At 74.3% G+C, this 25,959-nt stretch carries 23 protein-coding genes; 10 read left to right on the forward strand and 13 right to left on the reverse strand.

All coding sequences use genetic code 11. The features are described 5' to 3' along the window. Positions 1-129 precede the first annotated feature (129 nt). Complete coding sequence (locus ACQKM2_RS03005) at positions 130-960, reverse strand: SAM-dependent methyltransferase (RefSeq protein ID WP_427705917.1); 831 nt, start codon at positions 958-960, stop codon at positions 130-132. Between the two features lie 378 nt (positions 961-1,338). Here ACQKM2_RS03005 and ACQKM2_RS03010 point away from each other — a divergent pair, with 378 nt between their 5' ends. The 3 genes from ACQKM2_RS03010 (at position 1,339) to ACQKM2_RS03020 (ending at position 3,681) form a co-directional block, all read left to right on the forward strand. Further along, positions 1,339-1,947, forward strand: a complete 609-nt coding sequence (locus ACQKM2_RS03010; protein ID WP_427705919.1) for a hypothetical protein — start codon at positions 1,339-1,341, stop codon at positions 1,945-1,947. A 33-nt stretch (positions 1,948-1,980) separates the two neighbouring features. Next, complete coding sequence (locus tag ACQKM2_RS03015; protein WP_427705921.1) at positions 1,981-2,751, forward strand: DUF4239 domain-containing protein; 771 nt, start codon at positions 1,981-1,983, stop codon at positions 2,749-2,751. 189 nt (positions 2,752-2,940) lie between these two features. Continuing rightward, the gene (locus ACQKM2_RS03020) at positions 2,941-3,681 is read left to right on the forward strand and encodes a hypothetical protein (protein WP_427705923.1); all 741 of its coding nucleotides are present in this window, start codon (positions 2,941-2,943) and stop codon (positions 3,679-3,681) included. A gap of 80 nt (positions 3,682-3,761) precedes the next feature. Here ACQKM2_RS03020 and ACQKM2_RS03025 read toward each other — a convergent pair whose 3' ends face one another. Further along, a complete protein-coding gene (locus tag ACQKM2_RS03025; RefSeq protein ID WP_362464982.1) occupies positions 3,762-4,262 on the reverse strand; it encodes a hypothetical protein in 501 nt (166 codons plus the stop codon). Between the two features lie 353 nt (positions 4,263-4,615). Between ACQKM2_RS03025 and ACQKM2_RS03030 the strand changes: the two genes are divergently transcribed. Continuing rightward, positions 4,616-5,278 carry a class F sortase gene (locus ACQKM2_RS03030; RefSeq protein ID WP_427705925.1) on the forward strand — a complete coding sequence of 221 codons (663 nt, stop codon included), beginning with the start codon at positions 4,616-4,618 and terminating at the stop codon, positions 5,276-5,278. Positions 5,279-5,335: 57 nt separating this feature from the next. Here ACQKM2_RS03030 and ACQKM2_RS03035 read toward each other — a convergent pair whose 3' ends face one another. Both ACQKM2_RS03035 and lysX read right to left on the reverse strand, forming a co-directional pair. Further along, positions 5,336-6,205, reverse strand: a complete 870-nt coding sequence (locus tag ACQKM2_RS03035; protein WP_427705927.1) for a polysaccharide deacetylase family protein — start codon at positions 6,203-6,205, stop codon at positions 5,336-5,338. Between the two features lie 91 nt (positions 6,206-6,296). Next, the gene (gene lysX, locus ACQKM2_RS03040) at positions 6,297-9,599 is read right to left on the reverse strand and encodes a bifunctional lysylphosphatidylglycerol synthetase/lysine--tRNA ligase LysX (RefSeq protein WP_427705929.1); all 3,303 of its coding nucleotides are present in this window, start codon (positions 9,597-9,599) and stop codon (positions 6,297-6,299) included. A 60-nt stretch (positions 9,600-9,659) separates the two neighbouring features. Here lysX and ACQKM2_RS03045 point away from each other — a divergent pair, with 60 nt between their 5' ends. Then, positions 9,660-10,121 carry a universal stress protein gene (locus ACQKM2_RS03045; RefSeq protein ID WP_427705931.1) on the forward strand — a complete coding sequence of 154 codons (462 nt, stop codon included), beginning with the start codon at positions 9,660-9,662 and terminating at the stop codon, positions 10,119-10,121. A gap of 148 nt (positions 10,122-10,269) precedes the next feature. Here ACQKM2_RS03045 and ACQKM2_RS03050 read toward each other — a convergent pair whose 3' ends face one another. Next, positions 10,270-11,472 carry a CapA family protein gene (locus ACQKM2_RS03050; protein WP_427705933.1) on the reverse strand — a complete coding sequence of 401 codons (1,203 nt, stop codon included), beginning with the start codon at positions 11,470-11,472 and terminating at the stop codon, positions 10,270-10,272. A gap of 356 nt (positions 11,473-11,828) precedes the next feature. On the opposite strand from ACQKM2_RS03050, the gene ACQKM2_RS03055 reads away from it, so the two are divergent. Then, complete coding sequence (locus ACQKM2_RS03055) at positions 11,829-12,362, forward strand: sigma-70 family RNA polymerase sigma factor (RefSeq protein WP_427705935.1); 534 nt, start codon at positions 11,829-11,831, stop codon at positions 12,360-12,362. 211 nt (positions 12,363-12,573) lie between these two features. After that, positions 12,574-13,074, forward strand: coding sequence for a hypothetical protein (locus ACQKM2_RS03060; RefSeq protein ID WP_427705937.1), 501 nt, complete (start codon positions 12,574-12,576; stop codon positions 13,072-13,074). An 18-nt stretch (positions 13,075-13,092) separates the two neighbouring features. Here the strand turns inward: ACQKM2_RS03060 and ACQKM2_RS03065 are convergent, their stop codons facing one another. From ACQKM2_RS03065 to ACQKM2_RS03080, 4 genes are all read right to left on the reverse strand, one after another. Beyond that, positions 13,093-13,473: a hypothetical protein gene (locus ACQKM2_RS03065; protein ID WP_427705938.1), complete on the reverse strand. Its 381-nt coding sequence runs from the start codon at positions 13,471-13,473 to the stop codon at positions 13,093-13,095. A gap of 27 nt (positions 13,474-13,500) precedes the next feature. Next, entirely contained in the window at positions 13,501-14,361 is an 861-nt protein-coding gene (locus tag ACQKM2_RS03070; RefSeq protein ID WP_427705940.1) for an Fpg/Nei family DNA glycosylase, read from the reverse strand. 96 nt (positions 14,362-14,457) lie between these two features. Continuing rightward, entirely contained in the window at positions 14,458-16,521 is a 2,064-nt protein-coding gene (locus ACQKM2_RS03075) for a SpoIIE family protein phosphatase (RefSeq protein ID WP_427706285.1), read from the reverse strand. A 7-nt stretch (positions 16,522-16,528) separates the two neighbouring features. Continuing rightward, complete coding sequence (locus tag ACQKM2_RS03080; RefSeq protein WP_427705942.1) at positions 16,529-18,061, reverse strand: DUF6777 domain-containing protein; 1,533 nt, start codon at positions 18,059-18,061, stop codon at positions 16,529-16,531. A 90-nt stretch (positions 18,062-18,151) separates the two neighbouring features. Between ACQKM2_RS03080 and ACQKM2_RS03085 the strand changes: the two genes are divergently transcribed. Next, on the forward strand, positions 18,152-19,591 hold the full coding sequence (locus tag ACQKM2_RS03085; RefSeq protein ID WP_427705944.1) for a lipase maturation factor family protein: 1,440 nt from the start codon (positions 18,152-18,154) through the stop codon (positions 19,589-19,591). On the opposite strand, the gene ACQKM2_RS03090 is transcribed toward ACQKM2_RS03085, so the two are convergent. Next, a complete protein-coding gene (locus tag ACQKM2_RS03090) occupies positions 19,577-20,560 on the reverse strand; it encodes an NAD-dependent epimerase/dehydratase family protein (protein ID WP_427705946.1) in 984 nt (327 codons plus the stop codon). The two genes, ACQKM2_RS03085 and ACQKM2_RS03090, sit on opposite strands and share 15 nt — an antisense overlap. 169 nt (positions 20,561-20,729) lie before the next feature. Then, positions 20,730-20,900 (reverse strand): hypothetical protein, encoded by a 171-nt coding sequence (locus tag ACQKM2_RS03095; RefSeq protein ID WP_185911298.1) that lies wholly within the window; start codon positions 20,898-20,900, stop codon positions 20,730-20,732. Positions 20,901-21,196: 296 nt separating this feature from the next. Between ACQKM2_RS03095 and ACQKM2_RS03100 the strand changes: the two genes are divergently transcribed. Beyond that, positions 21,197-21,607 carry a hypothetical protein gene (locus ACQKM2_RS03100; protein ID WP_427705949.1) on the forward strand — a complete coding sequence of 137 codons (411 nt, stop codon included), beginning with the start codon at positions 21,197-21,199 and terminating at the stop codon, positions 21,605-21,607. 44 nt (positions 21,608-21,651) lie between these two features. On the opposite strand, the gene ACQKM2_RS03105 is transcribed toward ACQKM2_RS03100, so the two are convergent. Next, a complete protein-coding gene (locus tag ACQKM2_RS03105; protein ID WP_427705951.1) occupies positions 21,652-23,127 on the reverse strand; it encodes an SDR family NAD(P)-dependent oxidoreductase in 1,476 nt (491 codons plus the stop codon). Positions 23,128-23,407: 280 nt separating this feature from the next. On the opposite strand from ACQKM2_RS03105, the gene ACQKM2_RS03110 reads away from it, so the two are divergent. After that, positions 23,408-24,349: a DMT family transporter gene (locus tag ACQKM2_RS03110; RefSeq protein WP_427705953.1), complete on the forward strand. Its 942-nt coding sequence runs from the start codon at positions 23,408-23,410 to the stop codon at positions 24,347-24,349. On the opposite strand, the gene ACQKM2_RS03115 is transcribed toward ACQKM2_RS03110, so the two are convergent. Further along, positions 24,248-25,636, reverse strand: coding sequence for a transglycosylase family protein (locus ACQKM2_RS03115; RefSeq protein WP_427705955.1), 1,389 nt, complete (start codon positions 25,634-25,636; stop codon positions 24,248-24,250). The genes ACQKM2_RS03110 and ACQKM2_RS03115 overlap by 102 nt on opposite strands. Positions 25,637-25,959 lie beyond the last annotated feature (323 nt).

Consider the following 25,959-nt stretch of genomic DNA (forward strand, 5'->3'; position numbering starts at 1 on the left):
GGCGCCCGGTGGTCCCCGCCCCGGCGGGGGCGGGGGCGGAGCCGGGACCGGGGGTGCCGGGGGCGGGCGTCGCGGAGGCGGGGCCGGCCGGGCGCGGTCCGGCGGGCGGCGGCGTCGGGGCGGGGAGTCTCACGCCTTGCGTCCCACGCCGCCGTAGCCCGAGAAGGCGTACGGGTCCTCCGGCTCCTCGCCGTCCGCGAGGGGCCCGGTGTTCTCGGGGCGCCAGTCGGGCATGGACACCAGGCCCGGCTCCAGCAGCTCGAACCCGTCGAAGAAGCCGGTGATCTGCTCGTGGCTGCGCATGACGAGCGGGTTGCGGATGTCGCGGTAGACGCCGACGGCCCCGCCCGCGACCTCCTCGGTGAGCGGGATGCCCTCGTAGGAGGCGTGGGTGAGGACCAGCATGCTGCCCGGGGCCAGCGCGTCGCGCAGCTCGGCGACGGCCTCGTACGGCCGGTCGGTGTCCTCCAGGAAGTGCAGTACGGCGACGAGCAGCAGCGCGACGGGCCGTTCCAGGTCCAGCAGCCGGCCGACCTCGGCGGAGCCGAGGATGTCCTTCGGCTTGCGCAGGTCCGCGGGGACGATGCCGGTGCGGTCGTCCCCGGCCAGGACGGCGCGGCTGTGGGCGACGGCCACCGGGTCGTGGTCCACGTAGACGACGCGGGCCTCGGGGCTGGCGGCCCGGGCGATCTCGTGGACGTTGCCGAAGGTCGGGATGCCGGAGCCGATGTCGAGGAACTGGGTGACGCCCTCGGCCACGGCGTGCCGGACGGCGCGGCGCATGAAGGCCCGGTTCGCCTGCATGATCTTGGGCAGACCCGGCATGAACTCCATGGCACGGCGGGCGGCCTGCCGGTCGACCTCGAAATTGTGGGAGCCGCCCAGGTAGTAATCGTAGATGCGGGACACACTGGGCACCGATATGTCGATGCCTGGCGGGGCCCAGGCGGGGCGTTCCATCGGGGTCTCCAAGCCTCGTCGTGCCGTGGTCGGACTGCTGTCCGAGCCGAATGTACTGATCATTTCCCAACAGGGCGAGCAAAAGCGGAAATTGGCGGTCCGTTCTTGGTCACACACCAAAGGCACGTGCGGACCCCGCCACCTGCGAAGAAGAAACCGACAAATACGATGTGAGATTTCGACCGCGAACACTTGGAAGCGGTCCGGAGCTGGCTCAAACATCTACGCTCCACACTCCACCCGATCAGGCGAACCGATACCGGGCCTCGCGTGCGTGGGCGCGCGCGGGCCCATGCTCCCGGGGTGAACAGAGCCTTAGCCAGACGCCTGCTGGCGGTCCCGGTCCTGCTGTGGGCATCGCTTTCCGCCGCGCCGGCCGTGGCCGATAGCTGCGCCTACGCGACGGTCGGCTCCGCGGACGGCGGGACCCTCGTCGAGCTGTACGCGTACGCCGGCAGCGGCGGCAGCGGGGCCGGCCTGGGTGGCGGACATCACGGCGGCCACGGCAACGGACACACCTGCGGCCACCGCGGCAAGGGCCACGCGCACGACTGCCCGCCGCCTCCCCCGCCGTGCCCGCCCAAGCCGACCCCCAAGCCGCCACCGCCGCCACCGCCGCCGCCACCTCCGCCCACTCCGCCGCCGAAGCCGCCGCCGCCCAAGCCCACTCCGCCACCGCCGCCGAAGCCGGCCCCCGAGCCGCCCCGGCCCGCCCCGGCCCCGCCGCCACCGCCCGAACCGGCCCCGAAGCCGCCACCGGCGCCCGCGCCGCCCCGGGTGTACAAGGCGCCCGCGCCGCCACCGCCCGCGCCCGAGCCGCCGCCCCCGCCGGCGCCGGCCCCCGCGCCCAAGCCCAAGCCCGTCGCCCGCCCCAGCTACCACACCCCCGCCCGCAAGCCGGTGGAGCACCACATCTCACCGGTCACCTTCACCCTCATGACCGCCGCCCCCGCCGTGCTCGCGATCGTCGCGCTGCGCCCGCGCTAGGCCGCGTTCACCGCTCATCGATTGGGAGTCATCTTGTCGGAATGGCTCGTCCTGTCCCTCGCGATGGCCGCGGCCTGTGCCGTGGTGCTGTCCATCGCCTTCTTCAACCACCGCAGGATCGGCGAGGACGACGATCCGAACGAGACCCCGGACGTCATCGAGTACATGACGATGATGATCGGGGTGATCTACGCGATCGTCCTGGGCCTGGCGATCGCGGGCGTCTGGGAGGGCCGCGGTGCCGCCCAGGAGTACGTGCGCCAGGAGGCGCAGGCCCTGCACGAGATCAGCGTCCGCTCCCAGGTCTACCCGGCCGAGGTGCGCGGGCGGATCCGCGCCGACGTCGACGCGTACGTGACCTACGTGGTCGACACGGAGTGGCAGAGGATGGCCGACGGCGAGGACGTCACCGAACGCAGCGGGGAGCTGCTGGAGAAGATCCGCCGCGACGTCACCGACTACGAGCCGCAGACCGACCACGAGGGCCAGGCCTACCAGCCGCTGGTCGACCAGGTCGCGATCGTGGACGACGCCCGCAACGCGCGCGGCCAGAGCGCCGGGGCCACCATGCCCGGCGTCGTGTGGTTCGGGCTGATCGCCGGGGCCCTGGTCACGGTGGGCCTGATCTTCACCCTGCAGATCCGCCGTTCCTTCCGCGAGATGCTGCTGGCCGGCCTGTTCAGCGCGCTGATCGCCTTCCTGCTCTTCCTCATCTGGGACTTCGACTCGCCCTTCGGGCGCGGCATCTCCGCCACCGCGGAGCCGTTCCTCGCCCAGTTCCCGCACCTGGACCTCAAAAGCTGAACGGGCGCCCGCTCCCCGGAAACCGGGAGCGGGCCCCCCGTCGCCGGTTCGGCCTACGGCCGTGCCCCATTCGCCCGCTCCTGATCGCGGGTCACCGGACCGGCGCCTAGCGTGGCGGACAACGAGGTGCACGACCCCCACCTGCGCAAACGCTGCGCGAGTGCGCCCCGGGGATCCGGAGGACCGACCATGGGTGCGATACGCGGCTCCGCCACCGCCCTGCTCAGCGCCGGCGCCCTCATCGCGCTCGGCGCGTTCTGCGCGCCCGCTGCCATGGCACCCGGCATTGCGCCCGCGGCCCCGGCGCCCCAGGCCGCGCCCGTGACCTCCTTCGCCTTCGCCCTCATCCCGTCCACGGTCGCCCCCGGCGGCCAGGTGATCCTGTCGGTCAGCGACTGCGACGCCGCGTACGCCACCGCCTCCTCCGGCGTCTTCGACACCGTGAGCATCCCGCGCGGCCAGACCGTCCGGGTCACGGTGGACCGGGACGCCCGCCGCGGAGCCCTGTACTCCGTCACCTTCACCTGCAACGGGGAGAACGGCTCCGCCGACCTCACCATCGCCGGCGCGACCTCGACGCCCAGCACCAGCTCCACCACGGGCGTCCGCCGCACCCCCGCCGCGGAGCCCACCACGGGTGTCCGGCCGCGAGACACCGCCCCCACCGCCACCGCCACGGCCACGGCCACGGCCGCTCCCAAGGCCGTGCGCACCGCCCCGGCCGCCCGGATCACGCCCACCGCGCGCGCCTCGGCCCCGGTCTCGGCCCAGCGCAGCACCCCGGCCGCACTCGGCGTGCGCGGCGGCCTCGGCGGCAGCGTGGCCGGGATGGACCCCGTGGAACTCGGGGTGGGTGCCGCGCTCTTCGCCGCCGCCGCGGGCGGTACCGCGTACGCCGTGCGCCGGCGCCGCCCGTCGCGCGGCCACTGACCCGCACCGCAGCCGTACCGCCGGCCGGTCGCCCCGGGTCCGGGACCCGGGGCGTACCGTGGCCGCGGCCGGCGGGTGCGTCAGCCCCGGGAGCCGACCGGACGGCGGCGGCGGATCACGTGCGCGCCCGCGCCGAGCGCGGCGGCGCCGACGAGGCCCGCGCCGATGGCCGTCTCGGCGGTGGACGGGCCGAAGGAGCCGCCGAGGCCGCCCTGCGCTCCGTTGCCCGGCAGGATCGTGAACCGGTGGGTGGCGACCAGGCTGTTGTCGTGGCACTTGACGGACAGCGTGTGGTTGCCGGGCGAGGCGTGGTTGAAGATCCGGACGGTCGCGAAGCCGATGGAGCCGGCCGAGAGGTTGGTCTGCGGAAAGTTGCCGTTCGACCAGACCGTGCCGCCGTGGCCGCAGCCCGAGGCGCTGACCTGCATCGAGGCGCCCTGGTGCACGGAGTACGGGTTGACGGTGACGTTGCTGGGCCCGTTGCCGCCGCCCTGCGGCGAGTTCGCGGCGGCGAACGGGGCACTGAGACCGATGGCGGCGCAGGCGGCCGCCGTCACGGTGAGAGCGCGCAGAACACGCATGGTGGAACCTCCAGCGGGAAGCGCCCCGGAGCGGTGGCCCGGGCAGATCGACGAGAACGCCTCCCATCACGAACCCTCGGGGCGCGGCGCAACCAGCGCATTTCCGCCTTTGGGCCGCCCGGTTGAGCGACACGCCGAAGCGCGCACTGATCATCTGACGGATCCGCAGGTCATGAGCCGTCAGGCATTTATGTGACGAATACCTGGATGGGCGCACCCCGACCGGACGAGGCCACCCGTTCGCCCTTCCCCGATCGCCGTCCCGGGCGTGCACCCTTAGCGTGCGTGAAGAAGGGCGTACCGGGGAGGGACTGGAACGCGGGTCGGGACCCCCGCGTCGGGAAGGGAGAGCCATGACCGAGGACGAGTACGAGCAGCGGCCGAGGAGACGCTCCCCCTGGGGAGTGCTCGCGCTGGTCATGCTCAGCGGCCTCGCCATGATGAGGAACGGGGCGGACGCCGGGGAAGGCCCGCCGCAGCCGGCCGCCGCGGCGGCCGTCGCGCGCGCGGAGCACCTGCCGGCCCAGGCGCCCAGGCCGCCGGCGGACCTGGAGGTGCTGGAGCACTCGTCGGTGCAGCGCATCCGGATTCCGACGATCAACGTGGACGCGCCGGTGATGACGGTCGGGCTGGACGCGCAGGGCTGGATCGACGCCCCGCCGCCGCAGGACCGGAACCTGGCGGGCTGGTACCTCAACGGCATCTCGCCGGGCCAGCAGGGCTCCGCGGTGATCGTGGGCCACGTGGACAACGCGCAGGGCCCGGCGGTCTTCTACGGCCTCGGCTCGCTCAAGCCGGGGAGCCGCATCGAGGTGGAGCGCTACGACGGGCGGACCGCGGTGTTCGAGGTGTACGGCGTGGAGGTGTTCTCGAAGCAGGCCTTCCCCGGCTCCCGGGTGTACGGGGACACCGGCCACCCGGAGCTGCGCGTGATCACCTGCGGCGGCAGCTACTCCAAGGCCAAGGGCTACGACGGCAACGTGGTCGTCTTCGCCCGGATGGTGGCGGCCCGCTGACGCGGCGGTTCGCCGCGCGGCCCGCTCCCCCGGCGGGAGCGGGCCGGGCCGCCGGCCTCAGCGGGTCGGCAGCGTCATCCGGTAGCCGCGCCCGATCAGCTGGGGCAGGTAGGCCTCCAGCGCCCTGACGGTCTGCGAACGGTCGCCGCCGGCGTCGTGGTTCAGCACGACCACTCCCGGCCCGGCGCCCGACAGCACCCGGGAGACGATCGTGGCGCTCCCGGGCTCCTTCCAGTCGAGGGTGTCCACGGTCCAGGCGAAGGGCTCCATGTTGAGGTCGGCGCCGATCTCGAAGGCGGCCCGGTTCCACGCTCCGTAGGGCGCCCGGAACCACAGCGGCGCCTGCCCGACCGCCTGCTGCACGACCTCGCTGGTGCGTCCGATCTCGGCCTCCAGGGCGGACCGGGAGAGGCTGGGGATGAGCGGGTGCGTCCAGGTGTGGTTGCCGATGACGTGGCCCTCGGAGGCCATCCGGCGCAGCAGGTCGCGGTTCTCGGTGGCCATCTCCCCGCAGACGAAGAACATCGCCCGGACCCCGTACCGGGCGAGGGTGTCGAGGACGGCGGGGGTGTAGCGGGGGTCGGGGCCGTCGTCGAAGGTGAGCACCATGGCGTTGCCGGTGTCCGGCCCGGCGGGCAGTTCCAGGATGGGCCGGGTGCGGACGGCGGGCTTGGCGGCGGGGGGCCGGGCGGGCGCCTCGGCGGTCATGGGCCGCAGCCGGTAGGACTTGTCCGGGGGCCCTTCGGGGCGCAGGCCCGGGGCTCCGGGGGCGGGAGCGGGGGTGCCGGGCGCGGGGGCGCCGGCCGTGGACCCGCCCCGGGGGCCGTCCTCGCCGGCGCTGAGCAGTCCGGAGGCGGCGGCGATTCCGAGGAAGACGGCGGTACGCAGGAGCACGCGTCGTCCCACTGTCGGCTCGTCATTTTTCATTATTACTACGTATCAACGACATCGCCGGAGATGTCGAGAGGCGCGGACGCGCCCCGCCCCCGTCACCCCCTCGGACCAGCCACCCCGTTGATCAGCCCTGTCGCACCAGGGGGAACGGCAGCGTCTCGCGGATCGTCAGGCCCGTGAGGAACATGACCAGCCGGTCGACGCCGATGCCGAGTCCGCCGGTGGGCGGCATCGCGTACTCCAGGGCGTCGAGGAAGTCGTTGTCGAGCTCCATCGCCTCGGCGTCGCCGCCCGCCGCCAGCAGCGACTGGGCGGTCAGCCGGCGGCGCTGCTCGACGGGGTCGGTCAGCTCCGAGTAGGCGGTGCCCAGTTCGGTGCCGAAGGCCACCAGGTCCCAGCGTTCGGCCAGCCGGGGGTCCTTGCGGTGCTGCCGGGTGAGCGGGGAGACGTCGGTCGGGAAGTCCTTGTAGAAGGTGGGCAGCTTCGTCCGCTCCTCCACGAGCCGCTCGTACATCTCCAGGACCACGTCCCCGCGGGTGTCGTCGGGGCCGTGCGGTACGCCCGCCCGGTCGCAGAGCACCCGCAGCACGTGCTCCTCGGTGTCGGCGTCGACCTCCTCGCCGAGGGCCTCGCCGATGGCCCCGTACATCGTCTTGACCGGCCAGGGCCCGGAGATGTCGTGGACGACGAGCTTGCCGTCGGGGCCCGCCTTGTGCGCGACGGGCGAGCCGAAGGCGGCCGTGGCGGCGCCCTGGATCAGCTCCCGGGTGAGGTCGAGCATCACGTCGTAGTCGGCGAAGGCCTGGTAGGCCTCCAGCATCGTGAACTCGGGGTTGTGCTTGTAGGAGACGCCCTCGTTGCGGAAGGTGCGGCCCATCTCGAAGACCTTCTCCATGCCGCCGACGCACAGCCGCTTGAGGTACAGCTCGGGGGCGATGCGCAGGTACAGGTCGAGGTCGTAGGCGTTGATGTGGGTGCGGAACGGCCGGGCGTTGGCCCCGCCGTGGATCTGCTGGAGCATCGGGGTCTCGACCTCCAGGTAGCCGCGGTCCAGCAGCCCCTGGCGCAGTGCCTGCACGGCGCTGGAGCGGGCGCGTACGACGTCCCGCGCGTCGGGGCTGGCGACGAGGTCGAGGTAGCGGCGCCGGACCCGGGCCTCGGGGTCGGCCAGGCCCTTGCGCTTGTCCGGCAGGGGGCGCAGGCACTTGCCGGTGAGCTGCCAGGAGCCGACGACGACGGAGGGCTCCCCGCTGCGGCTGGCGCCGACCTCGCCGGTGGCGAGGACGTGGTCGCCGAAGTCGACCTGGGAGGTGAAGGCGTCCAGCACGTCGGGGCCGGACTCGTCGCGGGTGAACATCAGCTGGGCGTCGCCGGTCCAGTCGCGCAGCACGGCGAAGACCACGCCGCCGAGGTCGCGGACGACCATCACCCGCCCGGCGAGGGTGACCCGCTCGCCGCTGCGGCCGCCGGGGGTGCGGCCGGGGTGGGCCGCCCGGAGTGCGGCGGCGGTGTGGGTGCGCTGCGGGATCCCGACCGGGTAGGGGTCCGTTCCGGCGGCCCGGATCCGCTCCAGCTTGGCGTGCCGGACCCGGACCTGTTCGGGCATCCGCTCGGCGGGGGCCCGGTCGCCGTCCTCGCCGACGAGGTCCAGGCCCAGGGAGTCGATGGCGGGCAGCCCGGCGGTGTTGGCGGGGGCGGTGAGACCCTTGGCGTGGCCGTTGCCCCAGAGCTTGCGCATGCTGGGTACGGAGACGAAGCCCTCGGCGATGCCGGAGGCGAGGCTGACCCGGGCCAGCGAGCCGGCGTCCTGGTAGCACAGGAAGCGCGGGTACCACTCGGGGCCGTACTTGACGTTGGAGCGGTACAGGGCCTCCAGCTGCCACCAGCGGGAGAAGAACAGCAGCAGCCTGCGCCACAGCTTGAGCACCGGGCCGGCGCCGATCCGCCCGCCCTCCTCGAAGGCGGAGCGGAACACGGCGAAGTTGAGGGAGATCCGGTGCACGCCGAGGCCGGGGGCGGCCGCGCACAGCTGGGCCACCATGAACTCCATGACCCCGTTGGGGGCGGAGCGGTCGCGGCGCATGAGGTCGAGGGAGATCCCGTCCCGGCCCCAGGGGACGAAGGAGAGCAGGGCGATCAGCTCGCCGCCCGAGTCGAAGGCCTCGACGAGCAGGCAGTCCCCGTCCTCGGGGTCGCCGAGCCGGTCCAGGGCCATGGAGAAGCCGCGTTCGGTCTCGGTGTCGCGCCAGCGGTCGGCCCGGTCGACGATGGTCCGCATCTCCTCCTCGGTGAGGGCCGAGTGGCGGCGGATGACGGTGGTCGCGCCGGTCCGCCTGACCCGGTTGACGGCCTGCCGGGTGACCCTCATGTCGCGGCCGTCGAGGTCGAAGTGGGCGACGTGCAGGATGGCCTCGTCGCCGAGCTGGAGGGCGCTCAGCCCGGAACGGGCGTACGCGGTCGCCCCGACCTCGGAGGCGCCCATCACGGCCGGCTGCCAGCCGTAGCGGCGGGCGACGGCGAGCCAGGCGTCGATGGCGGGGGTCCAGGCGCCGGGGTCGCCCACCGGGTCGCCGCTGGCCAGGCAGACGCCGGCCTCGACGCGGTAGGTGACGGCGGCCTTGCCGTTCGGGGCGAAGACGACGGCCTTGTCGCGCCGGGTGGCGAAGTAGCCGAGGGAGTCGGCCCGTCCGTAGGCGCCCAGCAGCGCCCGGATGCGGGGCTCCTCGTCCCCGTGCAGGGCGGCGGTCAGCCGCTGCGAGCGGAACAGGGTGGCGGCCGCGTTCAGCAGGGCGAGGGCGCCGAAGAGGCCGAGCAGGAAGTAGAGCGGCCGGGGCGGGCGGCCGTCGAACTGCCGGGCGGAGAACAGCCCGCCGAAGACCTGCTTGGCGGCCCAGTCCAGCCACTGCCCCTTGGGCAGGGTCCCGGGGAAGAGCGCCACGAGCGCCCAGCCGAGGAACACGGCGCCGAGCAGCCCGAGGCCCAGGACCAGCATCGCCCGCCAGACGGCGCCGGGGCGCGAGGCCGCGTAGAACTCCTTGCGGGCGGCGACGAGGACGCCGAGCGCGGCCACCGCGAGGACCATCGAGGGGCCGCCGATCCAGAAGTCCCCGTCGGCGATGATCAGCAGGTCGACCAGGATCAGCAGGGCCAGATAGGTGACGACGATCCACCAGGCGATCTTCTTGCGGGTGCCGAGGGCGGCGGCGAGGAGGAAGAGGAAGACGGCGTACGCGAGGTTCTCGCTGACCGGCACCACGAAGTCGTCGAGGAAGCGCACCACGGGCCGCAGCAGTCTGCGCAGCGTCGGGGAGAGCGCCAGCAGCGCGCACACCAGGCCCAGGGTCCCGAAGAACGCCCCGAAGGCGTCCGGGACCCGGTGCAGGAAGCGGTTGCGGGTCCCCCGGGTCTCCTCCAGCGTGGCACTCATGCTTGGCACTGTAGGGAGGGCCGCGCCGGTCCGCTCGCCGAACCCGATAGCCTCGGGAGGGTGACGGAGCACGTGGGCACGGGATTCGAGCGGGGTACCGACGGACCGAAGGTGATCCTCGCCGGGGTTGACGGCTCGGAGTCCTCGCTCCGGGCGGCGGCCTACGCGGCGGGGCTGGCCCGGCGGCAGAACGCGCTGCTGGCCCTGGTGTACGTCCAGCCGGTGCTGGCCGCCGGGGCCGCGCTGGGCGCGCCGGTGGCGGACACGACCGGGGAGATCGCCGAGGGGCTGGTGGCTGAGATCCGGGCCTCTGCCGAGCGCCTGAAGGGGATCTTCGAGGTGCGCTGGCAGTTCCACACCTTCCGCGGGGACCCTTACGCGGGCCTGGTGAGCGCGGCGGAGGAGCTGCGGGCGGACGCGGTGGTGGTGGGCGCCTCGGAGCAGGCCGGGCACCGGATCGTGGGCTCGGTCGCGGTCCGCCTGGTGAAGGCGGGCCGCTGGCCGGTGACGGTCGTGCCGTAGGGCCCGTCGTCAAACTCCCGTCGTCGCCCGGAGGGCGGCCCCGCGGCTCCCCCGGCTACCGCTGGGAGGTGCCCCCAGGGGGGTCCGCGAGGTCCCGCCCGCCCCGCGGGCGGACGGCGCTGCTCCGTGGACACCCCCCCGGCGGCGGCTACCGGGCGCGTTTGAGGCCGTCCTTGGCGGCGCCGCGGCTGAGGACGGCCTCGGTGACGGCCTCGTCGGCGCTCTCGTACTCCTCGTCGCCCGGGTCCTCGGCGAGGGCGGCGGGCAGGTTGACGACCCGGCCGATGGACAGGTCCATCATCTGCGGGACGAACTCGGCCCCGGTCACCCGCCAGCGCTGTCCGGGGGCGGCGGGCGGGGCGAAGGTGAAGCGGGCGATGGAGCCGTAGTTGCCGCGCATGTCGCGCGCGCCCGAGTGGTTGAACATCTCGCCGGCGACCTGGTCGCCCATCCCGTAGACGATCCAGGTCCCGTTGACCTTCTCGTAGGCCTGCGGGATGTGGGCGTGCGTTCCGAGGATCATGTCGATGTCGGGGCGTCCGCCGGTCTGCGAGGCGGTGAGCGCCTTGCCGAGGGAGAGCTGGGTCTCGTCCGGCTCGGTCTGCCATTCGGTGCCCCAGTGGATGCTGACCAGTACGACGTCCGCCCCTGCCTTCCGGGCCGCGCGGGCGTCCGCGAGGATCTTGTCCTGGCGCATCAGGTTGACCGCCCACGGCTGTCCGTCGGGCATGGGGTAGCCGTTGGTGTCGTAGGTGTACGCGAGGTGCGCGACCTTCGCGGAGCCCGCCGTGTAGAGGGTGGTCTTCGCGGCCTCGGCGGCGGTGCGGGCGGAGCCGGCGTGGCCGAGGCCGACCCGGTCGAAGCGGTCGAGGGTGCGTTTCAGCCCTTCGGCGCCGTCGTCCAGGGTGTGGTTGGAGGCGGTGGAGCAGCCGTCGTACCCGGCGTCCTTGAGGGCGTCGGCGACGGTGGGCGGGGAGACGAAGGCGGGGTAGCCGCTGAAGGGGCCGTCGTCCTCGCCGTAGATGGTCTCCATGTGGCACAGGGCGAGGTCGGCCGCCACGACGACCGGTTTGACCTTGGAGAACATCGGCCGGAAGTCGTACCCGTCGCCGCCGGCGTCGGCTGCCGCGCGCTTGATGACCGAGGTGTGCGGGAGTACGTCGCCGCTCGCGACCAGGGTGAACCCCCGGGCGGCGGAGGAGGTGGCCGGGGCCGTGCCGGCGGGGGCTCCGGCGGCACTGGAGCCGAGGCGGGCCGGGGACCGGTCCCCGGTGGCGGAGCAGGCCGCCGCCGACGCCGGGAGCAGCAGGGCGGTCAGCAGGGCGAGGGCCCGCCGGGTGCGCTTGGTCATCTATCCCAGCTCCCGTTCGTAGGACTGTCGGATCAAACGAAATCCATAGGAGAAGGGCCTTCAAGTCAAGGAGCGGCGCCGCCCACCGGCCGTGCGCCACCCCGACGGCCGACGGCCGTTCGCCGCGCCGTTCGACCGTTCACCGCCCGGCGCGGCCGCCCACCGGACGACCCGGGGTCTTGGGCGCAACGCCCCCGCCGGACGGTTCCCGGGCGGCTCCGTGCAGGTGAGGGTGAGTGGGACGCCCACCGCCCGGGCCCACGGCCCGAGCCCCACGGCCCGGTGCGCGGCCCGGCCCGCAGTGCGGGCCCGCGGCCCGGCAGCCCAGCGGACCCCGGACCCGGAAGGAGCCACTCGTGTCGCCCTCCCCCACCCTCCAGCGCACGGAACCCGAGGCGCTCGCGGAACTCCAGCGCGAACACGGGCGGGCCCTGTTCGGATTCCTGCTCGGCCTCACGCACGGGGACGCCCAGCGCGCCGAGGACCTCGTCCAGGAGACCCTCGTACGCGTCTGGCAGCACCCGGAGGTGCTGACGACCGGGCACGAGTCCATGCGGCCCTGGCTGTTCACGGTGGCGCGGCGGCTGGCGATCGACGCCCGCCGGGCGCGGCTGTCGCGGCCCCAGGAGGTCGACCCCGACGGTCTGGAGCAGGCACCGGCCCCCGAGGACGCCGTGGCCGGGTCGGTCACCGCGATCGACGTCCGGCGGGCGGTGGGCAGCCTGGGGCCGGAGCACCGGGCCGTCCTGATGCAGGTCTACTTCCAGGACCGCTCGGTGGCAGAGGCCGCGGCGGAGCTCGGCATACCCGCCGGGACGGTCAAGTCCCGTACGTACTACGCCCTGCGCGCCCTGCGGAAGGGCCTCCAGGGGTACGGGCTCGGCGCCTGAGCCGGCGCCGGGGCCGCCGCGGGAGCGGTGGAGAAACACTCAAGGAACGCCCGCGATGCGCACGATCCGGACACGGAGCACACCGATATCGGCACCAGTCCGTGCAAGTTGAGTAAACATCCCCCGTTGCGCGAGCCGTCCGGTGAAGGCTCGGGGATGACGGCGGCAGGCTCGACACGCGGGAGAGGGTGGCACGGTGCAGCCCGAGGGTATGAACGGCACCAGCGACGGCGGACTGGCGGTTCCCATGGCGTGGCTCTACGCGGAGTACATCGCCGACGAGCTGCTGCGCACGGGCCGGCTGATCCCGGCGAGCACGCTGGAGTTCCGGGCCGGGCGCGACACGCTCGCGCTGACGATCTACCTCTCGGACGCGGCCGGCGAACTGTCCGGGATCCGGGTGGTCTCGCAGCTCGACGAGTGGCTCTCCCTGACGGCGTACGGGCACCCTTGGCGCGACTGGGTCCACACCCGGTTCCTCGCGCTGGGCGAGGAGGCCCGCGAGCGCGGCCGCGGCGAGGACCCGGACCTCGAACTGGCCCGGGCGGCGTGGCGCTGGCTGGACCGCACGGAACTCTTCGCCACCAACCTCGACCCGGGACGCCACGACGGAGCCGACACCCCGCCGGCCCTGGACGAGAACGCCCGCGTCTGGACCCCGGCCTGGCAGCTCGGGCTGCCGCTGGGGCACCTGGCGATGCACCTGTTCTAGGGGGCGTCCGGGCCGGCCTTACGCCGACTCGGCCGGGTCCGTCACCAGGCCCGTGAAGTCGGCCTCGTTGCGCTCGGCCCGGCCCACGTACCAGCGGGCGATCAGCCACATCACCGGGTACGCCACCAGCCCGAGCGCGACCCAGACCAGCGGGCCAGCGGCCGGCCGGGGCAGCAGGAAGGCCAGCGGCAGCGGTCCCAGCACGAGGGCCAGCACGGCCAGCGCGCCCAGCCCCGCGCGCAGCTGGCTGCGCATCAGGGCCCGTACGTAGGTGGCGCCGAGGCTGGTCTGCTCGGAGATCTCCGAGCGGGCGGGGGTGTGCGCCGGAGGACGGCGCCGCGCGCCGCGCGGCACGCCGGTGACGATCTCCCGCCGGGGCGGCGGCTGCTGCTCGGCCATGGTGCCGGAGTCTACGCAGGACCCCGGTCACTTGAGGAGGCGGGAGAGCCTGCGGTCCGCGAGCGGTTTGCCGCCGGTCTGGCAGGTGGGGCAGTACTGGAGCGAGGAGTCCGCGAAGGACACCGAGCGGAGGGTGTCCCCGCACACCGGGCAGGGCTCGCCGTCCCGGCCGTGGACCCGCAGCCCGCTCTTCTTCTCGGCCTTCAGGTCCTGCGCCGCCAGCCCGTGGGCCCGCTCGACGGCCGCCCGCAGGGTGTCCCGCACGGCCCCGTACAGGTGGGTGACCTGCTCCTCGTCGAAGGAGGCGGCCAGTTTGAACGGGGAGACCCCGGCGGCGTGCAGGATCTCGTCGCTGTACGCGTTGCCGATCCCGGCGATCACGCCCTGGTCGCGGAGCACGCCCTTGATCTGCCGCCGCTCCCCGGCCAGCAGCGCGGCGAAGGCCTCCCGGCCGAACCCCTCGGCGAGCGGGTCGGGGCCGAGGCGGGCGATGCCCGGGACCTCCCGGGGGTCGTGCACGACGTACACGGCGAGGCGCTTCTGGGTGCCGGCCTCGGTGAGGTCGAAGCCGCCGCCGCCCTCCAGCAGGAGGCGCAGCGCGAGCGGGCCCTTGCCGGGGCGGGGCGGCTGCGCGGGGAACTCCTCGCGCCAGCGGAGCCAGCCGGCCCGGGCCAGGTGGGTGACGAGGTGGAGCCCGCCGACGCGCAGGGCGAGGAACTTGCCGTAGCGGGCCACGGGGCCGGCGGGCTGCCCTTCGAGGGCGGTGGGGGGAGGGTCGTACGTCTTGAGCACGCTGACGGCGAGCGGGAGGACGCGGTCCACCACCCGCCCGGCGAGGTGCTCGTCGAGGAACTCCCTCAGGGCCTCGACCTCCGGCAGCTCGGGCACCCTCCCAGCCTCCCGCCCCCGACCGCCGCCCGCGACCGGAACGCCCCGGAACGGCGCCGGCCCGGGGTGGCTGGTGCGGCCCGGAGGGCAGGCGGCTCAGCCCATCACGAACTCGCACCACACGCACTTGCCGCTCCCCCTGGACTCCACGCCCCAGACGTCCGCCAGCCGGTCCACCAGCATCAGGCCCCGCCCCGAGACCCCGGCCTCCCCCGCCTCCCGGCGGCGCGGGAGGGCGCTGGAGCGGTCCTCCACCTCCACCCGCAGCCGGCGCTCCGGGCCGGCCAGGACGCGCAGGGTCACGATCGCGGGGCCGTCGGTGTGCATCAGGGCGTTCACGATCAGCTCGTCCGCGACCAGCTCGATCTCGTCGGCCCGCTCCCGCGCGCCCCACGAGCGGACCGCCGCGCCGATCATGTGCCGGGCGGCGACGAGCGCCTCGGGGTCCCCGGGGGCGACGTGCTGCTGGAGCCGGCCGCCGCCGGGCCGGATGTCCTCGCCCTGGCGGCGCAGCAGGAGCAGGGCCATGTCGTCGTCGCCGCCCCGGTCGTCGACGACCTCGCACAGCCGGTCGGCGAGCCGCTGGAGGTCGGCCGGGCCGCCCTTGACCATGGACGTCAGCAGGCTGATGCCGTCGTCGAGGTCGGCGCCGGGCAGTTCGACCAGTCCGTCCGTGCACAGCACGAGCGTTTCGCCCGGGTCCAGTTCCACGGTGGTCACCGGATACTCCAGCCGCCCGAACTCCGCCGACAGGCCCAGCGGCATCCCGCCCTCCACCGGCAGCCTGCGGCACTCCCCCTCGCGGGTGCGCAGGAGCGGGTCGATGTGGCCGGCGCGCACCAGCTGGAGGACGCCGGTGGAGAGGTCCGCCTCCACGTAGGTGCAGGTCGCGAAGCGGTCGGTGTCCAGTTCGTACAGGAACACCGAGGCCCGGGCCATCACCGTGCCCGGCGAGTGCCCCTCGGCGGCGTACGCGCGCAGCACGATGCGCAGCTGGCCCATGACGGCCGCGGCGTGGGTGTCGTGGCCCTGCACGTCGCCGATGACGGCGCCGACCCGGCCGCCGGGCAGCGGGATGACGTCGTACCAGTCGCCGCCGATGTCCCGGCCCATCCGGGCGGACCGGTAGCGCACGGCGATCTGTGCCCCGGGGACGTCCGGGATCCGGCGGGGCAGCATGGCCTGCTGGAGGCCTTCGGCGAGGTCGTGCTCCTGTTCCAGCAGCATGGCGCGCTGGAGGCTCTGGGCGATGCTGCTGCCGAGGGCGACGAGCAGGTTCCGCTCGTCCTGGGTGAAGCCGTCCTTGTCCTGGTAGAGCAGCCCGATCGCGCCGATCGGCCGGGCCTGCGCGATCAGCGGCAGGTAGGCGGCGGCCGATATCTTCATGTACGAGATCTTCGACCAGAGGTCGGGGTACCCCTCGGCGAACTCCTCGGCGGAGTCGAGGAAGCGGGGCTGGAGCGAGCGGACGACCTCGCTCATCGGGTACTGCTCGTCGACGCGGGTGTAGCGGGTGCCGGGGACGAAGCTGTCGGCGGGGCCTTCGGCCACCAGGTGGATCCGGCCGGCCTCGACGAGGCCCATCACCATGCCCATGGAGCCGAGCCGCTCCAGGCCGTGGGCGTCGCCGATGACGTCGATGACGTCGCGTACGGTCCGGGCGTGCGCGAGGGCGGCGGTGGTGCTCTCGACCACGGTGGTCTGGCGCCGCCGCTCCTCGTCGAGGCCGAGGCGTTCGGCGGAGTGGCTCAGCTCCTCGGTGGCGTCGCGGACGATGCCGATGATCCGGTACGGGCGGCCGTCCGGGCCGCGCATGACGCGGCCCTGGGTGTGGGTCCAGCGCAGGGCCCCGTCGCGGCAGCGGATGCGGAAGTACGCGCCGTAGGTGTCGACGCCGCTCTTGAGGGCGCTGGAGACGAGGGCGTCGAGCCGGGCGGACTCGGCGGGCGGGACGCGCGGGGAGAGCGATCCCGGCCGTCCGTCGTACTCGTCCGGGGTCGTGTCGAAGACGTCGAGGGCTGCCGCGTCCATGTGCATGAGCCCGGTGACCAGGTCCCAGTCGAAACTGCCCATCCGGTTCAGTGACAGGGAACGGTCCGCGTGTGCGGGCCAGTCCTCCGGCAGCGATACGGTGCTCGGCACCGGTCCACCATGACACAGCGCGGCGTCAGGCGCTCTCCAGGTACGGGGGCTGGTCGGTGACCTGCTGCCCGTCGGGGAAGCCGTCGGGGGCGGCGGGATCGGCCGCGTCCGGGGGCAGGGCGGGATCGGTGCCGCCGGTGCCCGGGCCGTCGTCCGGGGTGTAGGTCGGGGCCTGGTCGGGCGGGACGTTGCCGGGCAGGTCGCGCGGGAGGTCGCCGCCCGCGTCGGGCGGGGTGGCGGCGGGGCCGTCGGTCGGGGGCAGGCCGCCGGGGACGTCCTGCGGGGCGGCGGGGGCGCGCGGGACGGTGCCGGCGGCGGAGGGGCAGGGGCTGGGGCTGGGCGAGGGGGCGGCCGCGCCCGGGCCGGCGGGGTCCGCGGCCGGCGGGCCGGCCGCACCGGGGCCGGCGGGGGGCGTCGCCGGGTCCAGGCCGGGCGGCGGGACCAGGTCCGAGGCGGGGGGCTCCCCCGCGTCCAGGCCGGGCGGCGGGATCAGGTCCGACGCGGGGGGCTCGCCCGGGGCCGGGGCGTCGGGGCCGGGCAGCGGGGGCTGGGCGGGGTCCTGGGCGGGCGGCCCGTCCGGGCCCGCGGCCGAGGGGCCGGCCGAGGGGGTCGGGGGGCCGGCCGGCGGCGGGGAGGAGGGCGGGGTGGTCCGGGCCCGGCCGTCCGCTTCCGCGCCCGCGCAGGGGTCGTCGGCCGGGGTCGCGGGGGCGTTCGGGATGCCGTCGGCCGGGTCGTAGGGGGGAAGGGTCCTGGGTGGCTTGTCCTGGGCGCCGTCGTCGCCCGCCTTGCGCTCGATCCAGGTGTTGTCGGCGACGTTGACGATGACCAGCCGCTTGATCACCTGGATGGTCGGCTCGATGACGATGACCTGCGTCGGCTGGTAGCCGTTCCACTGGTCGCCCTTGAGCACCGGGTTCCCCTTGGCGGAGCGCGGCGCGGCGAGGGGGTTGCCGCAGCCGCAGCGCACCCGGGGCATGCCGTGGTCGTCGACGAGGACGGCCGTCCCCGCCTGGAGCACCGACTGGTAGCCCTCGGCCCGGCCGTCCCGGAACCCGTGGTTGGTGACGCGGGTGTCGGCGCGCAGCACCACGGGCGTGAGGGCGCGCAGGAACTCGGGGATCTTCTCCTGTTCGATCCCGGCGGCCTGGGCGAAGGAGCCGGCCTTGGCGGCGTCGGAGGTGAGGAAGGCGACCTGGCGTTCCACGTCGCAGCTGCCGAGGCGGTTGGTGCCGCCGTACAGGCCGGGGGTGGCGGCGCCCACCGTGCGGATGCCGCGGCCGGTCGCGTTGGGCAGCGGGGGCTGGACGGGGGCCGACTCGGCGGTGGCGGACGAGGGGGTGAAGGGGTCGGGCCCGGCCGCGCCGACGGGCTGGAGGGTGAGCTCCAGGTTTTCGGGGACCGGACCCTTGGTCTGTTCGGGGGCGGTGCCGGAGCAGCCGGCGGCGATGAGGCCGAGGGCCGCCAAGAGGGCCGTGCGGGCGGGTACGTGACGGCGCGGTGCCTGACGGCGCGCTGCCTGACGGGATGTCGGTGCGGGCACGTCGTTCAGGTCGTTCACGCTGCTCTCCCTTTTCGCCCCGGTTGCTCCCTCTTGTCTGCCCCATGTCCCGGGGTGCCGCAACCGGAGCGCCGCCGGATACTGGAGGCGATGGAGTGGTTCACCGCGCCCGGCTACTGGCTGGGCCGGCTGGTCTTCCAGCGGGCCCTGGCCGGTGTCTACGTCTTCGCCTTCGTCGGGGCCGCCCTGCAGTTCCGGGCACTGATCGGGGCGCACGGCATGCTGCCCGTCCCGCGCTACGTGCGGTACGTGCCCTTCCGCCGCGCCCCGAGCCTGTTCCAACTGCGCTACTCGGACCGGCTCTTCGCCTGCTGCGCCTGGTCCGGGGCCGCGGTGGCCGCGGCGCTGGCCGCCGGGGCGGGGGACCTGGTGCCGCTGGGCGCCGCCATGGGGATGTGGGCGGTGCTGTGGCTGCTGTACCTCTCCATCGTCAACGTGGGCCAGACCTGGTACTCCTTCGGCTGGGAGTCCCTGCTGCTGGAGGTCGGCTTCCTCGCCGTCTTCCTCGGCAACGCCCGGGCCGGGCCGCCCGTGCTGGTGCTGTGGCTGCTGCGGTGGGTGCTCTTCCGGGTGGAGTTCGGCGCCGGGCTGATCAAGATGCGGGGCGACGCCTGCTGGCGCCGGCTGACGTGCCTCTACTACCACCACGAGACGCAGCCGATGCCGAACCCGCTGAGCTGGTTCTTCCACCACCTGCCGAGGCCGCTGCACCGGGTGGAGTGCGCGGCGAACCACTTCACCCAACTGGTCGTACCGGTGCTGCTGTTCACCCCGCAGCCGGTGGCCTCGTACGCGGCGGGGGTCATGGTGGCCACCCAGCTGTGGCTGGTGCTGTCCGGGAACTTCGCCTGGCTGAACTGGCTGACGATCACCCTCGCCCTCTCGGCGGTGGACTTCACCGGGATCGCCGGCCCGCCGCCCGCCGCGGCCTCGCGCGGGGCGCCCGTCTGGTACGCGGTCCTGGTGTGCGCGGTGACCGTGCTGGTGCTGGCGCTGAGCCGGCATCCGGTGGCGAACCTGGTCTCGCGCCGCCAGGTGATGAACCGCTCCTTCGACTCCCTGCACCTGGTCAACACGTACGGGGCCTTCGGCACGGTCGGCCGGATCCGCGACGAGGTGGTCGTCGAGGGCACCGCCGACCGCGTCCCCCGGGAGGACGGGGACTGGCGCGAGTACGGCTTCAAGGGGAAGCCGACCGAACTGCGGCGGATCCCGCGCCAGTTCGCCCCGTACCACCTCAGGCTCGACTGGCTGATGTGGTTCGCGGCGCTCTCCCCCGGCTACGCCCGGGACTGGTTCGGGCCGTTCGTGGAGCGGCTGCTGGCGGGCGACCGGGACACGCTGCGGCTGATCCGCCACAACCCCTTCCCGGACGCCCCGCCGCGGTTCGTGCGGGCCAGGCTGTACCGCTACCGGTTCACGACCTGGCGGGAGCTGCGCGAGACGGGCGCCTGGTGGCACCGCCGGCTGCTGCGCGAGTACCTGCCGCCGACCCGGCTCGCGGAGGCCGCCTCGTCAGAGCCCGAGTAGGGCCGCCTCCCGCTCGGGGGCGAGGCCCTTGGAGGACCGGTCCGGGCGCAGCGGGGCCGCGCCGCCGATCGAGCGGAGCCAGGCCCAGGTGTCGGCGACGGTCTCCTCGACCGGACGGCAGACCAGTCCGGCGGCGAGGGCCTTGCTGACGTCGCTGCCGAACATGTAGTCGTGCAGTTCGCCCGGGGGCATCCAGCAGGGCAGTTCGGTCCAGGGCTCGACGCCCGCCTCCGCGATGCGTTCCGGGTCGGTCCAGCGGAGCTCCGCGCCGCCTCCCGTGACGGCCGCGCAGGCTTCGAGGAAGCCGGCCGTGGTGGCGTGCCCCGACGGCGAGACGAGGTCGTACGGGCCGCCGAGGCCGGCCGCGGCGGCGTCCAGGGTCCAGTGCGCGAGGTCGCGCACGTCGATGTACTGGAGCGGCAGGTCACGGGGGCCGGGGGCGATCATGGGGCCGCCGCGGGCGGCGCGGTCCAGCCACCAGGGCAGCCGGCCGACGTTCTCGTACGGGCCGAGGATCATCCCGGCGCGCACGAGCAGGGCGCGGTCGCCGAAGGCGTCGAGGGCGGCGAGCTCCCCGCCCCGCTTGTCCTCGGCGTAGGCGGTGGAACCGGCGTCGGGCGAGCCGTCGACCACCGGGCCGTCCTCGGAGAGGCCGGCGGGGGCGGGGTATGCGTACACGGAGCGGCTGGAGACGTACGCGTACCGTCCCGCCCGGGCCGAGAGCAGGCGGGCGCTGTCCCGGACCACTGTGGGGGCGCCGCTCCAGGTGTCGACGACCAGGTCCCACTCGCCTCCGGCGAGGGCGGCGAGGCCGCCGGGGGCGGTGCGGTCGCCGTGCAGCGCGGTGGTGCCGGGCGGGGGCGCGTGGTGCCCCCGGTGGAAGACGGTCACCTCCCAGCCCCGGTCCAGGGCGTCTTCGGTGATCGCGCGCCCGACGAATTCGGTCCCACCCAGCATCAGGAGTCTCATGGGTCCGACTCTGCCGGGCGCCGCGGGGCGGCGGAAGGCATGATCGCCCACGGCGATGACGCTGACGGCGTAGGGCCTGCGGGAACCGGCGGCGGCGGGGCGCCGAACGTGCCGCGCCCCCGTCGCCGTCGGGCGCGGGGGCGCGGCCGCGTTCTGCGGGCCGGGGCCGTCAGTCGATGCCGGGCAGGATGTGCGGCTCCGCCAGGTCGTCCTCGTAGCCGGCCAGCCGGATGGGGGCCGAGCGGGCCCAGACCTCGAGGCTGCCGAGTTCGTCGGACCGGGTGATCGTTCCCCGTCCCGTGAGCTCCAGAGTCGGGTCGGTCTTCTTGGTCTCAGTCACCGCGCACTCCCTTGTGTCGCGTAACCCGGCGGGCGGGACCGCGCGCCGGATAGGGGGATTCAGTGGTTCGTCCGGACGCGGTGGCGCCTTGGTGGAGCGGGTGCCCGGGTGGGGGCTCCTTGCGCCTTAGGGTACACATATGAGCGGGGGCCCGCTCGATGGAACGGTAAAATCCGCGCCGGACCGCTTGTTTTCGCCCCGAGTTCAGGAAGTCGTACACCGGCGTGTCCGCCGGGGCTGATCTGCTCGTCGGCGGTGGCGCGTGCGCGCGGACGACGGAGGGAGCCGTTGTGGCTATGTCGGGGTTGCCCACGATCGACAGTGTCGACGAGCTGATGGAACTCCTGCACGCGCACCGGAGCGGCCGGGGGCTCCAGACGGCAGCCCTGCTCCGCCGCTCGCACCCCTTCGACAAGGAGCTCCAAGTGGCCGGGCTGGTGCACTTCCTGGGCCCGCCGCTGGCCGCCCGGGGAGGCGACGCGGCGGAGGCGGTCCGCCCCCTGCTGGGCGACCGGGTGGCCCGCCTGGCAAGGGCCGACGGGCCGGACGCGGCCGGGGACGCGGCGGCCGAGGCGCTGCGCCAGGCGGTGCGGGCGGGCGGCACGTCGGGCCTGGACGCCGGGGTGGTGGAGGACTGGCGGCCGCTGCTGGAACTGGTCGCGGCGGGGGCCTACGGAATCCACGGGACGGTTCGCCCGTACGAGTGAGGGGCCGGCCGTCCCGGCGGGACGGCCGGCCCCTCGTGGGCCTGCTACCAGTTGGCGGGGGCGTAGTCCTTCAGGAAGACCCCGTAGAGGTCCTCGCCCGCCTCGCCCCGGACGACCGGGTCGTAGACGCGGGCGGCGCCGTCGACCAGGTCGAGCGGGGCGTGGAAGCCCTCCTCGGCCAGGCGCAGCTTGTCGAAGTGCGGGCGCTCGTCGGTGATCCAGCCGGTGTCGACCGAGGTCATCAGGATGCCGTCGGCCTGGAACATCTCCTGGCCGCTGGTCCGCGTCACCATGTTCATCGCGGCCTTGGCGGCATTGGTGTTCGGGTGCCCGGCGCCCTTGTAGCCGCGGCTGAAGACGCCCTCCATCGCGGAGACGTTGACGACGTAGGCCCGCCCGCTGGACGCCTTGCGCGCGGCCTCGGCCATCGACGGACGGAGCGCGCTGATCAGGATGAACGGCGACGTGTAGTTGCAGAGCTGGGTCTCCAGCAGCTCGACCGGGGAGATCTGGTCGATGGTCTGGACCCAGGTGTTGCTGTCGACGACGTCCGGCAGCAGGCCGCCCGCGTCGATGGCGGTGCCGGCGAGGTGCCGCTCCAGGCTGGCGTTGCCCGCGACGAGGGCGAGGTCGGCGACCTTCTGCGCCTCCAGGCCGCTGACACCGACGGGCAGCGCCGCCAGGCCGTCGACCGCACCCGAGTTGAAGGCGCCGATGACGTGGTGGGCGGGGAGCTCGCCGGCCGGCAGCGGGGCGCTCTCGCCCTCGACGAGCGCGGCGTACGCGGTGGGGAGGCGGCGCACGGTCTGCGTCGCGTTGTTGATCAGGATGTCGAGCGGGCCGGCCGCGGCGACCTGCTCGGCGAGGGCCACGGACTGGGCCGGGTCGCGCAGGTCGATGCCGACGACCTCCAGGCGGTGCATCCAGTCGGCCGAGTCCTCCATCGCCTTGAAGCGGCGGATCGCGTCCTTGGGGAAGCGGGTGGTGATCGTGGTGTGGGCGCCGTCGCGCAGCAGCCGCAGCGCGATGTACATGCCGATCTTGGCGCGGCCGCCGGTGAGCAGCGCGCGCTTGCCGGTGAGGTCCGCGCGGGCCTCCCGCTTGGCGCGGTTCACGAGGGCGCAGTCCGGGCAGAGCTGGTGGTAGAAGTAGTCGACCTCGACGTACCGCGTCTTGCAGACGTAGCAGGAGCGCGGGCGCTGGAGTATCCCGGCGATCCGGCCGGCCTCGGTGACGGAGGAGGGCAGGATGCCCTCGGTCTCGTCGTCGATGCGCTCGGCGGAGCCGGTCGCGGTCGCCTCGGTGACGGCCTTGTCGTTGGCGGTCTTGGCGGCGCGGCGCTCCTGGCGGCGGCGCTGCTTCACCGTGCGGTAGATGCCGGCGGTGGCGCGGCGTACGGTGATGGCGTCGGGGTGGTCGACGTCGATCTCGTCGAGTTCGTCGAGCACGCTGAGGCAGACGGCGAGGCGCTCGGGGTCGATGCCCGGCCCGTATGCGTGGTTGTCTTCGGTCACCGTCATGGCCGCTGCCGTTCCCTGTTCGCTCGTCCGCGTCCGCCTGCTGCGGAAGTCCCCAAAACGGAAACTGTACGGATCCGACACGCCCGGGTCCAAACCCGTTCCCGCCCGGCTCACGGACCGCGAGTGACCTGTCACGGTATGGAGGGGATCAAGGCCCTTCGACCCCCTCGGGCGGCTTGCGCGTACTCCCGCTGGTGTATGCCACGAGGATGACTCGGCCCGCGATCAAGGGGTCCCCGGGCGGATGAACGGCGCGTCCCTTTGGGGCATGGTGGATCTCATGAGTGCCCTGGCCCTGTCGGTTCTGCTCTGCCTGGTCTCCGCCGTCGCGTACGCGGGCGGCGCGATCCTCCAGGAACGCGTGGCGGCGAGTTCGCCCGACCGCCGCCCCTACGCGCCGCTGCGGCGCGCCGGCTGGTGGGCAGCGGTCGCGCTGAACGGCCTCGGGGCGCTGCTGCACGTGGTGGCGCTGGCGTTCGGGCCACTGAGCCTGGTGCAGCCGCTGGGCGCGCTGACCATCGTCTTCGCGCTCCCGATGGCGGCCGTGTTCGTACGGCGCCGGGCGGGCGCGGCCGCCTGGCGCGGGGCGCTGCTGGCGACGGCAGGGCTGGCGGGGCTGCTGGCCCTGACCGGCGGGGAGGGTGCGGGGCGGCAGGCACTGGTGGGCGGCGAGCGGAGCCTGCTGCTGACGGTGACGGCGGCCGGGGCGGCGGGGCTGGTCCTGGCGGCGGGGCGGATGCGGCGTGCGGTGCTGCGCAGCGTGCTGCTGGCCGCGGCGGCCGGTACGGCCTTCGGCATGGCCTCGGTGTTCACCAAGTCGGTGGCCGAGGGCTTCACGCCGGGGGCGCTCGGCGCCCTGTGGCCGGACCTGGCGGCGATCGCCGCACTGGCCTCCGGCGGGCTGCTGCTGTCGCAGGCGGCCTACCGGGGGGCGGGCCTGACCGCGCCGCTGGCCACGGTGACGGTGGTCAACCCGGTGGTCGCGGCGGCGGTCGGGGTCTCCCTGTTCGACGAGGGGTTCCGGTACGGGACCGCCGGGGCGGTGGCGGCGCTGGCGAGCGGCGCGCTGGCGGCGGCCGGCCTGATCCTGCTCACGGCCGTGCCGCCGCACGTGCGGGGGTCAGATTCCGACGCCCTTGTTCCGGAGGTACTTCAGGGGGTCGATGTCGGAGCCGTAGCCGGGGGCGGTGCGCATCTCGAAGTGAAGGTGGGGGCCGCTTGAGTTGCCGGTCGAGCCGGAGCGGCCGATGCGCTGGCCGCCGGAGACCTGCTGGCCGGCCTTGACGCCGAGCGCGGACAGGTGGGCGTACTGGGAGTAGCGGCCGTCGGCGTGCCTGATGACGACCTGGTACCCGTAGGCCCCGGCCCAGCCGGCCGACTCGACCGTGCCGGGTCCGACGGCCTTGACGCTGGTGCCGGTGGGCACCGGGAAGTCGACGCCGGTGTGGTAGCCGCTGGACCAGGAGGATCCGGCGACGCGGTAGGCGGTGCCGATCCCGGCGTCGACGGGGGCGGTGAAGGCTCCGCCGCCCGCGGCGGGCTTCTGCTCCGCTGAGACGGGCTTGCCGGCGGGCTTGGCGGCCGGCTCGGGCTTGGGCTTCTCGGCGGGCTTGGACTGCTCGGGCTGCGGCTTGGGCTGCTCCGACTTCGGCTGCTCGGGCTTCGGCTGCTCGGGCTTCGGCTGCTCGGGCTTCTGCTGCTCCGGCTTGGGAGCGGCCGGTTCCACGGGCTTGACCGGCTCGGCGGTGCGCGGCGGCTTCTCGGGGTTCTGGGCGGGCGGGGCGGTGGTCACCCTGAGGGTGAGGCGCTGGCCCGGGAAGATCATGTTGGGGTTGCCGCCGACGGTGGACCGGTTCGTCTCGTACAGGGCCTGCCAGCCGCCCTCCACGTGCTGCTCGGAGGCGATCGTCGAGAGGGAGTCCCCGGGGGCGACCACGTACGGGTTCGGCAGGACCGTGGTGCCGGTCGGGCGGGGCATGGCGACGGGGGTCGGGGTGGTGGCCTTGGTCGGCTGGACCAGGTCCTTGTGCGCCTGTCCCGAGGGCTTCGCGGCCGGTTGGGCCGCCGGCTTGGCGGCGGGCTTCGCCGCCTGCTTCGGGAGGGCCTTGGTGTCCAGTGCGGGAGCCGGCCCGCTGCGGCTGAGCCCGGCCTGCGGTCCGCAGGCGGGCCAGGCCCGGGGGCCCTGGCCCTTGAGCACCTTCTCGGCGACCGCGATCTGCTGGGCCTTGGTGGCGAGGTCCGCGCGCGGGGCGTAGGCGGTGCCGCCGAATTCACGCCAGGTGCTCTGGCTGAACTGCAGGCCGCCGTAGTAGCCGTTGCCGGTGTTGATCTGCCAGTTGTTGGTGGATTCGCAGGCGGCGACCTTGTTCCAGGTGTCCACGGAGGCGGCCTGCGCGTCCGTGGCGCCGATGAGGGGGAGCGCGATCCCGGCGCCACCTGCGGTGACGACGAGCGAGGCCCGGTTGATGCTGCTCGGCTGGTACCGGCGGTGCCGGCCCCGTACACCCATGGGAGCCCCCCTGGAAGACATCAGGAACCGCACAACCTAACGGCGGCCCGATGAGCTGACAAGGGCGACAACCAGCCGTAGGGCGGCGTGAGTTGACGATCGCACAGTCCCGCTGCCGGAGTCCGGCGAATCCGCGGATCCGATGTCCCCTCCCCTCCCTTCCACCGTTCCCGGGGGCGCCGCGCGAGGGCCCGCCGGGTCAGGCCCGTCAGCTGAGCGGGCCGGGCTGCGGGATCGGCGCGGGTCCGGGGGGCGGGGGCACCGGGTCCGGCTCCGGGAAGGGCCCCGGTACGGGGGGCACCGGGCGCGGGACGGGTCCGGGG

It is taken from the genome of Streptomyces sp. NPDC004126 (genome assembly GCF_050275515.1).
Classification (GTDB): Bacteria; Actinomycetota; Actinomycetes; order Streptomycetales; family Streptomycetaceae; genus Streptomyces.